Source organism: Streptomyces sp. NPDC020917, assembly GCF_044333795.1.
Lineage (GTDB): Bacteria > Actinomycetota > Actinomycetes > Streptomycetales > Streptomycetaceae > Actinacidiphila.
Map to the genome: position 1 here is coordinate 302,155 of NZ_JBIRRR010000003.1, position 14,421 is coordinate 316,575.

The 14,421-nt window shown below is 66.3% G+C and carries 7 protein-coding genes; 4 read left to right on the forward strand and 3 right to left on the reverse strand.

What is annotated here, in order from left to right:
• Positions 1-39: 39 nt before the first annotated feature.
• The 3 genes from ACH4TG_RS08595 to ACH4TG_RS08605 all read right to left on the reverse strand — a co-directional run bounded on the left by ACH4TG_RS08595 (position 40) and on the right by ACH4TG_RS08605 (position 3,628).
• Entirely contained in the window at positions 40-1,050 is a 1,011-nt protein-coding gene (locus tag ACH4TG_RS08595) for an ABC transporter permease (protein WP_398241426.1), read from the reverse strand.
• Complete coding sequence (locus ACH4TG_RS08600; RefSeq protein ID WP_398241427.1) at positions 1,040-2,572, reverse strand: sugar ABC transporter ATP-binding protein; 1,533 nt, start codon at positions 2,570-2,572, stop codon at positions 1,040-1,042. The genes ACH4TG_RS08595 and ACH4TG_RS08600 overlap by 11 nt, the downstream gene beginning before the upstream one ends.
• Positions 2,573-2,650: 78 nt before the next feature.
• Positions 2,651-3,628 (reverse strand): substrate-binding domain-containing protein, encoded by a 978-nt coding sequence (locus ACH4TG_RS08605; RefSeq protein ID WP_398241428.1) that lies wholly within the window; start codon positions 3,626-3,628, stop codon positions 2,651-2,653.
• A 286-nt stretch (positions 3,629-3,914) separates the two neighbouring features.
• Between ACH4TG_RS08605 and ACH4TG_RS08610 the strand changes: the two genes are divergently transcribed.
• The 4 genes from ACH4TG_RS08610 to ACH4TG_RS08625 all read left to right on the forward strand — a co-directional run bounded on the left by ACH4TG_RS08610 (position 3,915) and on the right by ACH4TG_RS08625 (position 14,374).
• A complete protein-coding gene (locus ACH4TG_RS08610) occupies positions 3,915-4,640 on the forward strand; it encodes a FadR/GntR family transcriptional regulator (protein ID WP_398241429.1) in 726 nt (241 codons plus the stop codon).
• Positions 4,641-5,464: 824 nt separating this feature from the next.
• Positions 5,465-8,347: a LamG domain-containing protein gene (locus tag ACH4TG_RS08615; protein ID WP_398241430.1), complete on the forward strand. Its 2,883-nt coding sequence runs from the start codon at positions 5,465-5,467 to the stop codon at positions 8,345-8,347.
• 434 nt (positions 8,348-8,781) lie between these two features.
• Entirely contained in the window at positions 8,782-13,167 is a 4,386-nt protein-coding gene (locus ACH4TG_RS08620) for a polysaccharide lyase family protein (RefSeq protein ID WP_398241431.1), read from the forward strand.
• 808 nt (positions 13,168-13,975) lie between these two features.
• Positions 13,976-14,374 carry a hypothetical protein gene (locus tag ACH4TG_RS08625; protein ID WP_398241684.1) on the forward strand — a complete coding sequence of 133 codons (399 nt, stop codon included), beginning with the start codon at positions 13,976-13,978 and terminating at the stop codon, positions 14,372-14,374.
• Positions 14,375-14,421 lie beyond the last annotated feature (47 nt).

Below are 14,421 nucleotides of genomic sequence, written 5' to 3' on the forward strand. Positions count from 1 at the left end.
GCCCGGTCACGGTCCTACCCAGACGGCCTGCCGTGTCGCTCACTTCTTCTTGGCCGAGCGCTCGCCACGCACGACGTTGATGAGGACGGCACCCAGCACCACGGCTCCCCGCACGACGTTCTGCGCGTACGGATCCACGCCGAGCAGCACCATGCCGTTCGAGAGCATGGCCACGAAGAGCACTCCGATGAAGGTCCCGACAACGGTGCCGCGTCCTCCGGAGAGGCTGGTTCCACCGATGATGGCGGCCGAGATGGCGTCGAACTCGAGCCCGACCGCGATCGTGGGAGTTCCGGACGAGAGCTGCGCCGACTGGAGCAGACCTGTCACCGCGGCGGTCAAGCCGGTCAGCGCCAGTACGATGATCCGAACGCGATGCACCTTGATTCCGGACAACTGCGCGGCCTTCGGGTTCCCACCGGCCGCGTATACGGACCGGCCGAAGACGGTGAACCGTGCGATCAGAGCGAACACGGCGAACGCCAGCAGCATGTAGAGCGCGGCGACGGGGAACTGTCCGAATATCTTCCCGGAGCCCCAGTAGAAGAACTTCCCGGAGTCGACCGGGATGGCGTACGCGTTGGTCAAACTCATGGCCAGGCCGCGCAGTGCCATGTAGAGCGCCAGAGTGACGATGAAACTGGGCACTTGAAACCGCGCCCTGATCCAGCCGGCGATTCCGCCCACCAGCACGGCTTGCAGGATGATCACGAGGCAGGCGAGCCACATCGGCCATCCGTGGTGGGCGACCAGCACGCCGAGCAGGGCGGAGGACAGCGCGGCCTGGGAGCCGACCGAGATGTCTATCTCGCCCGCCACGATCACGAGGGTCATGGCGTAGGCGATGATTCCGAAGAAGGCGGCCTGCTGGAGAACGTTCAGCAGGTTCGAGACTTCCAGGAAGTGCGGGGCGGTGAAGCTGAAGCAGAGGAACATGATGGCAGCCGCCACCAGGAGACCGAGATTGTCCCAGCTGCCGATCCGGATCCAGGACAGGGCATGCGGACCGCGGCGGGTGTCCGCCGCCGTATGGGCGACTTCAGAGCTCACTGTTTTCTCCAGATATTGCGAGGGTGAGGAGGTGGTCCGGAGTCGCGTTCTCCCCCGGCACTTCATCGACGATTCGCCCGTCACGCAGGACGAGGACCCGATCGCACACCTCGATGAGCTCCTCCAGTTCCGAGGAGACGAACACGACCGAGACATCGGTTCCGGCGAGTTCCCGGATCAACCGGTACAGCTGCTGCTTCGCGTGAAGGTCCACACCGCGCGTCGGTTCGTCCAGCAGCAGGACCTTCAAGTTCGCGGCCAGCAACCGGCCGATGACCACCTTCTGCTGGTTCCCGCCCGACAGATCGGCGATCGCCTTCCACGGAGAGGAGGTGGCCACCGCCAGTGACTCGCATAGCTCCGCGACGATGCGCCGCTCCCGTGCCGCACTCAGCCAGACCTTCGGCAGGACACGGCCGCGGGCTGACAGCAGCATGTTCTCGAACACGCTGAGCATGGGGACGATGCCGGCGCTGCGGCGGTCCTCGGAGGTCATCCCGACCCCGAGGGAGAGCATGCGGCTGGGACTGCGCCGCTTGACCTCCCGGCCGGCGACGCTCACCTGCCCCGACACGTCGTGGCGGGCCCCGAAGACGGCTTCGAGGATCTCGCTGCGCCCGGAGCCGAGCAGCCCGGCGATCCCGACGACCTCGCCGGGGTAGACGTCGAATGACACGTCGTCCAGCAGATGGGGTTTGGCGAGTCCCCGGACACTCAGCAGCGGTCGCGTCGAGCGGGACTGGGGCACGGTGGCGCGCGGTTCCCGGGCCATGTCGACGTCGCCCATGATCAGCTCGGCCACCCGGGACGGTGACGCCTCCCCGATCGGCAGGGTCGCCACCTCGGCACCGTCGCGCAGCACGGTGACCGAATCCGCGATCAGGGGGATCTCCCGCATCCGATGCGAGACATAGATGATCGACACGCCGCTGGCGGCGAGCCGCCGGACCAGGGCGAGCAATGTGTCCGCCTCACGCGCGTTCAGTGAACTGGTCGGCTCGTCAAGGATCAGGATGCGCGGCTCGTGCACGACCGCCTTGGCGATCTCGACGAGTTGCTGCTCCGCAAGGCTGAGCCGGCCGGCCTCCCGCCAGAGCGGGATCGGTTCACCCACCAGCTCGAGCGCCCGCCGAGCCATCCGCTCCACGGCTTTGGTGTCGATGAACGCGCCGGACGTACCCCGCCTCGGCCATCTGCCCAGGCAGATGTTCTCCGCCACGGACAGTCCTGGCACAAGCGACAGCTCCTGGTGCACCACGCTGATGCCGCCCGCCTGCGCGGCCGCGGGGCTGCTCCACCGGACCTGCTCGCCTCCGGTGCGGATGGTGCCGGAGTCCGGCTGCTCCGCACCCGAGATGACCTTGACCAGCGTCGACTTGCCGGCGCCGTTCTTGCCGAGCAGCGCGCGGATCTCGCCGCGTCTGAGCTGCAGGCTCACGTCGTTCAGCGCACGCACCGGCCCGTACTGCTTGACCAGCCCCGCCACATCGAGTGCCGGAGGTGCGGTGTCCCCGTCAGGCATCGGCTTGCTCCTCAGCTCGACTTCGCGAACCGGCCGCGGACGAACGGCGGACGGCATCACGAGGGATCGTCGCCACCGTCACTGGCCCAGGTATGCGTGAACCTCGCTGGGGTTGGCCCGCGAGTAGGTCACGCCAGGAATGTTCGCCGTGAAGGGGGCGTTGGGCTGGCCCGCGATGGACCGGATCGCATAGGCGTAGGCCTTCGCGGCCGTAGCGCTCGCGTCCTGGCCCGTGGTGACGTTCAGGACCTCGTCGTTGTTGAGCAGGGCCTGGGCGAGTTGGTCGCTGATGTCCGTGCCGAAGACGGGGACCTGGTGCCCCCGGCTCTTCACTGCGGCGATCTCGCCCAGGGTGCCGCCCTCGTTCGCGGACCACAGAAGGTTGATCGAGGGGTTCGCCGAGAGCATGTTCGTGGCGATCGGTGTCGCCTTGTCGGCGAGGTACCCCTCCTGGTCGGCCGCATAGGTCGCCTGCACGCCCGCCGACGCCAAGGCCTGCTTGAATCCCGCCTTGCGCAGTTTGCAGACTTCGAAGGAGTCGCAGTTGAGCATCCCGATCACGGCCTTGCCGCCCAGCTTCTCCTTGATGTACTTGGCGGCTTCCTGACCGGTCGCGGTGCCCAGCGCGGTGTTGTCCGACTGCACGACGCCCTTCACCACGCTCGGGTTCGCAGCGTCCCCCGTGCAGTTGCCGAAGCAGATCAGCGGGATCTTGGCAGCGCCGACAGACCTCATGGTCGCGATCGAACCGGCCGACGAGGTCGCCGGCTGCATGATGATGGCGTCGACGCGACGCTGGATCAGGTTCTGAACCTGGGTGGCCTCCGCACCCGCATCGTTGTTCGTGTTCACCACGACGACGGTGTTACCGTCCTTCTTGGCAGCGGCTTCGATCCCCTGCTGGATGCCCTGGAAGTACTTGTCGCCCTGCGGCAGCACGAGCCCGATCGTGGCGTGCTTCGACCCACCGGCGGCACCGTCACCACTACTCGAAGTCGTGCCGTTGCATGCTGTCACGGTTGCTGCGAGGCCAACCGCGCCAACCAGCGCAATCACTGCTCCATGTCTCATAGCCACTCCCTGTCGGTTTACCCGCTTAGCAGATAAGTGGGAAGGTAGGAGCGGCGCGTCGGGGCTGTCAATAGTGTGTTACCGCAACGTGACTGCGAGGTTTCCTGCGGCGTGCACGAGCGCGAGGGACGGCCGCTGACCACGCACGAGGCGGCAGGAGGCTGGAGCCGCCCGGGCGGTGGGAAGCTACAACTAAGCTGATATCTACATGTATGCTAGCTGCCTGATTGATTGCAGGGGCCGAGTCCCCCGCCTGAGTGGGGGAGGCCGCGTGCCCAAGCCGATCCAACGGCAGTCCCTGACCGACATGGCCGTTGACGCCCTCATCGGCCTGATCGAGGAGCGAAACCTGTCCGCGGGTGACGCCCTGCCCGCGACGGCCGACCTCGCGGCGGAACTCTCCGTCTCCCGGCCGGTGATCCGCGAGGCGATCGCCGAGCTTGCCGGCCAAGGCCTGCTGGAGCGGCGCCAGGGGCGAGAGACCGTGATCACCATGCCTGGGCCCCGCCAGCTGGAACGGCTCCTGCGGCTGCGTTTCGCGATCACCGGAACACAGCTGGAAGACATACAGGACTACCGCCAGGTCGCGGAGGTCGGCTCCGCGAAGCTCGCGGCCATCAGAGCCACGGAGTCGGACATCGAAGCCATCCGCAGGCGGCTGGAGGTTCTTCGCTCGGTCGAGAGCGAGGAGGACTTGCACGAGGCCGACCAGGCATTCCACCGGGAAGTGGCGCGCGCGGCAGGCAACCAGCTGGTGCTGCTCACCATAGATGCCATCACCCCCCTCCTGCACCAACTGCGCGTCGAGGCGTGGCGCGGCTGGAAGGAGTCAGGGATGGGAATCGAGCCGATCATCGAGGCCCACGCCGTGATTCTCGACCGGATCATCGAACGTGATCCTGATGCAGCAGCACAGGCGATGCAGGACCACCTGCTCCAGGCCGGCGAAGGTCTGGCCCACGGCCGGGGACGGCGGGAGGGCCGTTCGGCTGAGTGATCCACCCGCTGGACGCGGGGCGTGAGTATCGGTGCGGACGGTGTCGCCGTAGCCGGAGCGGCGTCGCACCAGGGTTTCGCCGTTCTCGCGCTCGCCTTTGAACGTTCACATCAGTCCGAGGGTCGCCCGTAGCCGGCTACGACCGCCTGTCCCGGGGTTGCACTCCCGGTCCACACGCACGAGGCAACCTCCCCGAACGCCACGTCTCTGACATGGCGTTCACGATTCTCGATCGCCCGGCGCCGGCGAACGCCCTCCGCCGGGTGAGCAGTTCACCTGGTGCACCGTCAGGCCGATGACCGGGGCCACGTCTGCGCTGTCTCCCTCACCCGCGCTGCGCCAGTCTTCGCAGCCCACGGCATCCGTCGCGTCAAGCAGGTCATCTCCGGCAACGCCTGGACCTACCGCGCACCTGCGGCTTCATACGCACGTGGCGTGAACTAGACGGCCGGCGGCGAGTCCGCTGGATCCCATGACAGGGGCATTGACACTCCACATGCCGCCTCCTAGCATCCACCTGGCTGCTTATCGTACAGGCAGCCTAGCGGATGCTAGCTGTAGGGGGTCGGCTTGAACAGCGGCCGCAGGGCTTGCGGTTGGCCTGAACCTCGCTCACGGGAACGGCACGTCGACGATCAACGCCCGCACCAACACCGCGGTGCCGGCGGCAGTGCGATCACGCCGTCGAGCAACGACGCCGACCAGGCTTCCCGGGCTGCCCAGATCTGATCCAGGGTCAGGTCAGCACCAACTCTTCTGGATCAGCGAATTCCTGCACGGCTGGCTCGAACCTCGACCGGCACCCAACGTCTGGGAGAAAAGTCTTGACGAACATCGACCGTCGTACATTCCTCTCGTGGTCCGCGGTGGTGGGCACTGCCGCGTTCGCCACTCCTCTGTTCGGAGCGGGGATGGCCGCTGCCGCGCCTGGTAGGGCGCCGGCGCTGGACTCGCTTGCCAGCGATTGGCTGCCGCAGCAGGAATTGCAGCATTTGCCCGCCACTAGCAATTTCTGGGGAGCCGTGGGAGTCGCCGGCAACGTACTGGCGATTCGCAATTTCACGCTTGCGCCCTATCTGGACGGGGGCGGTGACTCCTGTGCGTTGAGCGTGGACGGCGTGCCCGTCACGACCAGCGAATCGCGATGGTCGGCGTACGAGGTCACGCGTAAGGCGACGACCGGTTCCGGGGTGACGATCGAATCGTCGACCCGCCTTGCCTTCGAGCGCAACGAACTGCTGCTGCGCGTCACCGTGTCCAACCCCACGACGGCACAGATCACGGTCTCGGTCAACGCCAATCCCCGTATCGCCAAGGCGCCGGCCGGCGCCGTCTGGTCATGGGGGTCCCCGCGACCGGGTGGCAACCACACCTTCACCGCTTACCAGACCTCCGACTCCAGCCTGTTGATCTCCGACAGCGGCTCCTCGGCCGTGACGGCGTTCGCATTTGCTCCAACACCCGTGCTGAGTACGGCCTCGGCCGGCGGAACGGCTCAGTGGCCGGTCGCAGCGGAAGGATCGGCGACGATCGACATCGTCATGAGCGTGGGCCAGACCTCGACGGCGGCGCCGCTGAAGGACATCCAGGACGGCAACGGCGTCGCGGACGCCTGCAACGCCACCGCCAGGGCTTTCCGAGCGGTCTTCAACGACGCCGCCGCGAGCTGGGAGCAGCGGTGGCAGGACGCCTTCACCCCCAAGAACCGGCAGTATTCGGGCTGCCTGCCGATTCTCCGCACCGACGACGAAGCGATCGCCCGCCTGTACTACATGAGCATTCTCTCGGTGCTCGCCTGCCAGCGGACAAATCTGTCTTCCGCCTTCTCCGGCGTTCTGGGTAGGCCTACCGGATCCGGCGCCTTCAACGGATTCGACCGCGTCTACGTGACCGGCGCGCCCGAATGGGCAAACAACGTCACCTACTTCTGGGACACTTGCTACATCTCAGTCATTCTGTCTCTGCTCGATCCGGCGATGGTCAAGGCCTGGACCACCCACTGGCTCGCGAAGGACGTCCATAAGGGATACGCCGTCGACTGCGTGTCCGGCAATCTCGTCGGCCCGTGGTACAGCGCGAACGACTTCTCCGTCTTCCTCACGATCCTCAACTACGTCCACTACAGTGGCGACGTCGCCTTCCTCGACACCACGGTCCCCGGCACCGGAAAGACTGTCCGTGAGCACATGAAGGGCCTGGCCACGTACTGGCAGAGCCTGGTGCCACAGGGGCAGTCACTGGCCGACTACGGCGAAAACGGCAACCTCCTGGAAGTCCTGCCGAAATACGTTCACCAGGTGGCGTCCTTCAACGCGGCCAACGTGTGGATGATGCAGCAGGCAGCACTACTGTTCGCACGCGCGGGTGACTCCGCAACCGCCACCGACCTCACCACGAGAGCCGACGCCCTGCTCGGTGAAGTCCTCAAGCTGTACGACAGCGCCAACAACGGCGTATGGAACTGCCGCCACAATGACGGCACCACCGTCGCGGTACGCACCGTCGTCGATTTCGTGACCGCGGGGAACATGCTCGCCCCGGCGCTGACCAGCGAGCAGAAGACCGCCATGAAGAACTTCGTCACCACCGAGTTGCTGGCGGGCGACGACTGGATGCGCGCCTTGTCCCTGTCCGACTCCCAGGCGCCGGTCTCACGCACCGACCACGGAAGCGCGGGCTGCTACGACACCTGGCCCTCACTCACTGCCCAGACCTTCGCCCGATTCGGCGACTATCCGGGCTGCTTGTCGCTGCTGAGAAGGTTCTCGGGAGTGACACGCCAGGGCCCGTACGGCCAGTCCCACCAGCTCGTACCGGCCGCGGGCGTGTCGTTCACCGACCGGGCGGCGTTGAACCCCGCGAACGCCATCACGGTATCGGCGTGGATCAATCCTCAGAGCTGGCCCACACAGTACTGGCAAGGCAGCATCATCGCCAAGGACTCCTGGGGCTCCCAGGATTCCGGCTATGTCCTCCGGGGCGGCGCCGGCGGCCGGATCGACTTCACCCTCGCGCTCGGCGGTCACTTCGTCGGGGCGACGACCGCCAGCACGGTGCCGACCTCGGAATGGCACCATGTCGCCGGTGTCTACGACGGCCACCAGATCCAGGTCTTCATCGACGGCACCCTGCAGGCAACCCAGTCGGCCAGCGGGACGCTGACGGCATCCACCGGCACTCCAGTGGTGGTGGGCGACTGCCCCAAGGACCCCAGCCGTCTCTTCCGCGGCGGCATCGACGAGGCCCGCGTCTACGCCCGCGCGCTCTCCGCCGACGAGATCAAGGCCCAGTACACCGACACCACCCCCGCCACCACCGACGACTCCCTCGTGCTCCGCCTGCCCTTCGACGAAGGCAACGGCACCACCACCACCGAGTCGATCACCCACGAGACCGCACGGATCTACGCGGCAACCTGGAGTGCGAGCAGGACCGGTTTCGGCACGGCGCTCACCTTCTCCGGCATACCCGGCTACAAGGCGACCGTCATCGCCTCACCCGGCAGTGCCCAGTGCTTCAACGCGTTGGCCGGAGGCTTCTCCGACGTGATCATCAGCGACCTGTTCGGCTACACCCCCGACGGCGTCACAGCCCATCTGAAGGACGCCAAGATCCCCCGAGGGCTCACCGCCACACTCTCCGGGGTGCTCCTCAACGGCAAGCACCACAAGATCACCAGCGGCCGCAAGGGCCTGTCCATGAACTGAGGTTCAGGCCGAGTTCGAAGCCGAGTTGGTCGATCTGGCCGACGGGGTCGACAACTCCGTCGGCCAGATCACCAAAGACGTCGACCTGCCCGAGACCGCGGAGGACGGATCGACAGGATGTGGACCTGCAATCCCGCGGCCCCCGGTGGATGGATCGGCACGCCAGATTTCCCCGGCAAGCGCATGGTGAGCGGACCACCGATCCTCGCGGCGCCCCTGTTGTCCGGCCTCGGTGTGGGAAGTCGTGCGGCCAGCGCGGCCGGCGGCGACCCCGCCAGCGTTCGGCGGCACGTTCCGCGGCATCGCCGTGCACTGTGAGCACCGGAGCTTGCCCCTCACCGCCGCCAGCCGATGCACGAGCACCCATATCGGCCGCAGGCCGCGCATGAGCACCACATCAGAGATCGGTATCCCAGCAGACACATGGAGGTTCGGTGAGCATAGGAGCAAAATCATCTGTTCCCCGTCGAAGAGGAAGATTCCTAGGGAGCAGTGCACTGGGTGTTGCGCTCGCCCTGATCGGCGGGCTCTTCAGCGCGACGCAGGGTCACACCGCCGAAGCGGGAGCCGCGTCGCCGGCCGTTACTCCGGTCTTCCAGATCGGGACCCCGAACCAGTCGGCGACCGAGTTCGCGGGGTCCCCCCGTGGCTGGTCGACCTACGCGGCGAAGTTCCCGAACGACGTCACGTACACGGTCGGCAAAAGCACCCCGGCTGCAGACTGGTCCTTCATTCAGCCTGGCCCGACGGACAATTGGGCGGGTAGCAAGCCGCACACCTTCACCATCGACTACACCCTGACCGCGGACCAGGCCGCCGGGGGCAAGCTGCTGCAACTCGCCGCCACCGACACCTACACCACGCGGCCGACGCTGCGGATCACGTCCAACGGCACCGTCGTGGACACGGTGACCCTGCCCGCCGGTGGCGGTGGCGGAGCCGTCGGCCGCGGAGAACTGAACAGCGCGGACACGGCCCTGAACATGCCCAGCCAGACCGGTTTCCTGATCCCGGCGTCGGCTCTGACGGCGGGTGACAACACGCTGCAGATCACGACCACCGCGGGGGCGTGGGTGGTCTACGACGCGGTGACAATGCTACCCGCGCCCGCCACCCTCGGTCCGGTCCAGGTGCTGTCGCTCAATCCCACGGTGTTCCTGAAGAAGGACGCCCAGGGTGCGGAGGGTCATCTCGTCGACGTCGGGGTGAACAACACCTCCGGTGCCGCCGGGCAGGTGACCTTCACCGGGACTCTGGGGTCGAGCACCGAGACGACCAGCCTGTCTGTTCCGGCGGGCCGTTCCACGCAGCGGATCATGGTGCCGCCAGCACCGCCGGGTGCTCCTTCCGAGGTGGACATCACGGCTTCGCTGAACGGCCAGTCGGGTACGTATGCGCTGAACCTGCCCTACCAGCGCCGGTGGCAGGTCGACCTGCTCAACGGTACGCACCTGGACAACGGATACCATTACGACCAGTCGGTCACCCGGCAGGTTGAGGACGACCACCTCGACCAGGCGGTGGACCAGTGCAAGAAGACTGCCGATCCGGCCAACGGCTACACCGACGGTGAGAAGTACCGGTGGGTCAGCGAGGGGTCGTGGCTGGTCAACAACTATCTCCAGGACCGTTCCGCGGGGCAGGTCGCGGCGCTGGAGGCGTGTATTCGCAGCGGTCAGATCGATGTGGCCGGGGCCTACAACAACAACTACCAGGACCTCGCCAGTACCGAGCAGTTGATCCGCAGTGTCGAGAAGGGCACGCGGGACATGGCGGGGCAGTTCGGGGTTCCGATCACGACCGCCATGCAGGACGACGTCAAGGGGGTGTCGGCGCAGGACATCCAGATTCTGGCGCGGTCCGGCGTCAAGCTCCTCATGAACGGGACCAACCCCGCTCACACCGGAGCGGCCGTCAACGTGGCCTCCAACGAGGGCCAGGACGCACCGGCGCTGGTCAACTGGCAGGCCCCGGACGGCAGCAAGGTGCTGTATTTCTACGGCCAATTCGGCTATTACCACGCATACCACGCCGTCAACGGCCTGCTCTGCACGGCTGCCCTGATGGAGATGTGCGGCCGGAATTCGCCGCCGCTGCCCTTTACGCCCGCCTCGCAGCCGGCCGACCTCACCCCGATCGTCAACAGCATGACCTCCGTCCTCGGCTCACTTCTGCCGGGGCTGCAGGTCGGCCAGTACCCGCAGTCGGTGTATCCGATGGCGGCTTTCTGGGACTCGCTTGGGCCGATGAACGGGATCTCCGACGTGCTGCGGCAGTTCGACAGCCAAGGGTACGACTACCCCAAGCTGGTGATGTCGACCACGTCGCGGTTCTACGCCGACGCAACCACGCCGCAGGGCGGAACGTCGGTCTCCGGCTACACGCCGGACCCAACCTCGAAGTCGGTGAACCAGCTGCCGATCGTCACCGGTGACTACACCGGTTGGTGGGCGGACGGCGCGGGCTCGTCCCCGGTGGAGACCGGCAACAACGCAGTGGCCCAGGCTCGAACCACCGACGCCGAGACCCTCGGATCACTGGCCGCCCTGAACACCCTGGACCCGACCAACTCCTGCATGGTCGACGCGGCGTATCAACAGGAGAACATGTTCACCGAGCACACCTGGAACGCATCAAACGAGCCCTATCCGTCGGTGGTGCAATGGCCGCAGAAGAAGCTCTACTCCGACCGGGCCGTTCAGGACAGTACGAACGCAATGACCTCGGCAACGACGGAGCTGGCGCAGCAGATCGCCAACCCCAGTGCCCACCCGGCGATCAGCGTGTTCAACTCCCTGTCGTGGGCGCGTACGGCTATGGTCACGGCGACCGTTCCCAGCGGCTGGGCCGGCCAACTGCTCGACGCCACCACCGATTCGGACGTGCCCTATCAGGCGGTCGACAGCACGCACATCCAGTTCCTCGCCGCGAACGTGCCGGCGGTCGGCTATGCGGTCTACCGGCTGCTTCCCGGTAACGACGATGCCGGGGCACCGGATCCTTCGCTGAGCTGGGACCCCACAACGGGCGTGCTGCAGAACAAGTACTACACCGTGACGATCTCGCCCAGCGGGACCATCACCTCGGTGGTGAACCGTGTGACCGGCCGCGAACTCGTCGATTCCACGTCCTCGTTCAAGCTGAACCAGTACGTCTACCGGCCCAATAACGGACGCATCGGCGGGCAGATCCAGGGAGGGTCTCCGACGAGCGCGGCCAAGCAATGGTCGCCGGCCAGTGCCACCCTGTCGGTGAAGTCTTCGGGGAAGCTCGGCATCACCATCGCCGTGACCTACCCGAACACCCCGGGCGGGAAGGACACCGCCGGGAAGGCGACGGGTGTGGAGTCGGCCGGTGCCACGATCACCCTGCTCGCGAACACGCCGCGCGTGGACATCGCCGACAGCCTCGACAAGACGAAGGTGACCTCACCGGAGGAGGGCTACTTCGCCTTCCCGTTCAAGGTGGACAATCCCACCGTCACCTACGAGGGCACCGGCACTCCCGTGCAGCTGGGCAAGGGCCAGTTCCCCGGCTCGTCCATGGACTGGCAGTCCATGCACAGCTACGCCGATGCCTCGAACTCCACCGGCGGCGTGACGCTGAACTCCACCGACGCGCCCCTGGTCGAGTTCGGTGACATCAAGACGATGCGTCTCACCCAGCGTCCCGGCATGATCGACGGCCCGCCCGTCACTGACACCGACCTGAGCAGCGTACTGGCGACCAACGGCTCGATGTTCTCCTATGCGTTCAACAACCTGTGGACGACGAACTTCAACCTGGCCTACCCCGGCCCGATGTCGTTCCACTACGCGATCACCGACCACACCGGAGACTTCAACGCCGTCAACGCCACCCAGTACGGCTGGGACCTCCAGTCACCGCTGACCTCCCAGCCGCTGCCGGCCAAGCAGTTGTCCGGCACCTACAAGGAGCCCAGCCAGTCGCTGGCCTCACTGGACGACCCCAACGTCGTGCTCCAGACGATCCGCCAGGCCTCGCCGACCGACGACTCCGCGGATTTCCCGATGACCATGCGGCTTCTCGAGGTCGCCGGCAAGTCCGGCACGGTTCACCTGAACGTCCCGTTCAAGGTCGGCTCGGCGAAGCTACTCGACCTGAACGACAAGCCGGACTCCCATCCGGCACTGACGGTGACCGATTGGGGGACCGGCTCGCAGATCACCGTGCCGTACACCGGTCACCAGATCGTGTCGGTCGGCATCCAGCCCGCCGCATACAAGCGCAGCGCACCGATCGTGTGCATGTCCGAGTTCAGCCTGGCGCCCGCCGGCTACAACAACTACCAGACCGCGTTCCCCAACGACGTCAACTACACGGCCAAGCAGACAGCCTCCGGCACTCCGGACGCCACTTACCCTGCGTCCAGCACGCCGTATGTGTCGTACACCGGTACCGGCATCGCCGCACCGCAGTGGAGCTACATCCAGCCAGGGCCGAACGACACCTGGGGAGGGTCGAAGCAGCACACGTTCACACTCAACTTCGACCTGCCAAAGGCCCCTGACAAGGACCAGACCCTCACAGTGTGGCTGCTCGACACGAGCAACACCGACCCGCCAACGCTCGACGTGTCGCTCAATCACAAGACCGCACAACAGCGGCAACTGTCCGCCGGAGGCGGCGACGGCTACCGCTGGGGAGACGGCAACGACACCGACGGCACCTACAAGATCGCACCACAGAAGGTGGACTTCACCCTGCCTGCGTCCCAGCTGGTCGCCGGGCACAACACCGTGTCCCTGACCACCGTGACCGGCTCCTGGCTGGCCTACGACGGCCTGGCCGTCGGCTGACCACCTGACCAAGTGCCGGGGGCGGGACCGATCCCGCCCCCGGCACCCCTGAGCACCGTTGGATTCGGCGGCCATCGGCTCCACCGACGTGCGCCGCCCCTCCAAAAAGAGTCCACGCACATACGCCTGCGCCTTTGGCGCTGATCGGTGCGCGCAAACGCCTTGAACACCTCCGCCGTGAACGCCACCAGGTCCCTCCCGGACCTGGTCCAACTTCCCAGGCATCACGCCACCAACGCGCACAACGCCGTCCAGACGCGCCACCAGCGCGTACACCTGGCCAGGCCCTACCAGGCGCGGGCGAGTGGGACCTCTTCTCGGCCTCTGGCTGGGCGAGTGAGTGAGTTTGTGTGCCGTCCGCGCGTGATTGCGTTGTTCTGTTTGCTTGATCGATCAGATCCGAACAGTGATGATTCAGCGAGCTGCGCCCGGATCGGGGAGTGAGTCATCGTCGAATGCCGCACTGAGGACTCTTATGTCCAATAAGTCCCCGTGCTGGGCACGTCCTCGGTGCAAAGTCTTGACGCAGTGGAGGCGTGTGCCTACGCTCTGCCCGCTGAGTGAACATGATGGATTGCGTTCAGTTGAGTGAAGTTTCGTCTATCCGAGCTCATGTTGCTCCACTCACCGCCCATCATCCAAGCGGCGAGGGCGTCTGCCCTTGAGGAGGCCGGCCATGTACGCGCAAGGGGAGAGGCGATGGACACGCGGCGGGGATCGCGTTGCGTCCCTGTCCGCCGTTCTGTTCGTGATCCTGGCCGCAGTGACGGTGCTGCTACTGGCCGGCCGGGCGGGTGCGGCCAGGACAATGTCGATCACCGCTGACGGGACGTCACCCGGCCGAGTCTTCGACGGCATAGGCACGGTCAGCGGCGGCGGCGCCAACTCCCGTGCGCTGATCGACTACCCGGAGCCGCAGCGCAGCCAGATCCTGGGCAACCTCTTCCCGCCGAATTACGCGGCCAACCCTCAGATCCTGGAGGTCGCGGAGGTGGAGTCCGGCCGCGTCGCTGTCGGGCGACTTGTCGTAGCGGGTGGCGGTCGTGAAGCCGGTCGATCTGCCTGGCCCGGTTCCTCAAGGCCGACCCCTGTGAGCCCTAGTCCCGTGCGGGCAGCACCAGATTCGGCCTCACAGGGGCGGCCAGACCCGCATGGGCGACTCGGTCGGCGTTCGGACACAACTGCCCAGCCAACTGGACCGGCCTGACATTTGACGACGGCTCGTTCCACCGGTCGTCGGACAACGAATCAGAG

Excerpts from the sequence above, each read along its gene's own strand:
- ACH4TG_RS08600 (WP_398241427.1), bottom strand. The coding sequence starts at position 2,572 with ATGCCTGACGGGGACACCGCACCTCCGGCACTCGATGTGGCGGGGCTG.
- ACH4TG_RS08625 (WP_398241684.1), top strand. The coding sequence starts at position 13,976 with ATGTCGATCACCGCTGACGGGACGTCACCCGGCCGAGTCTTCGACGGC.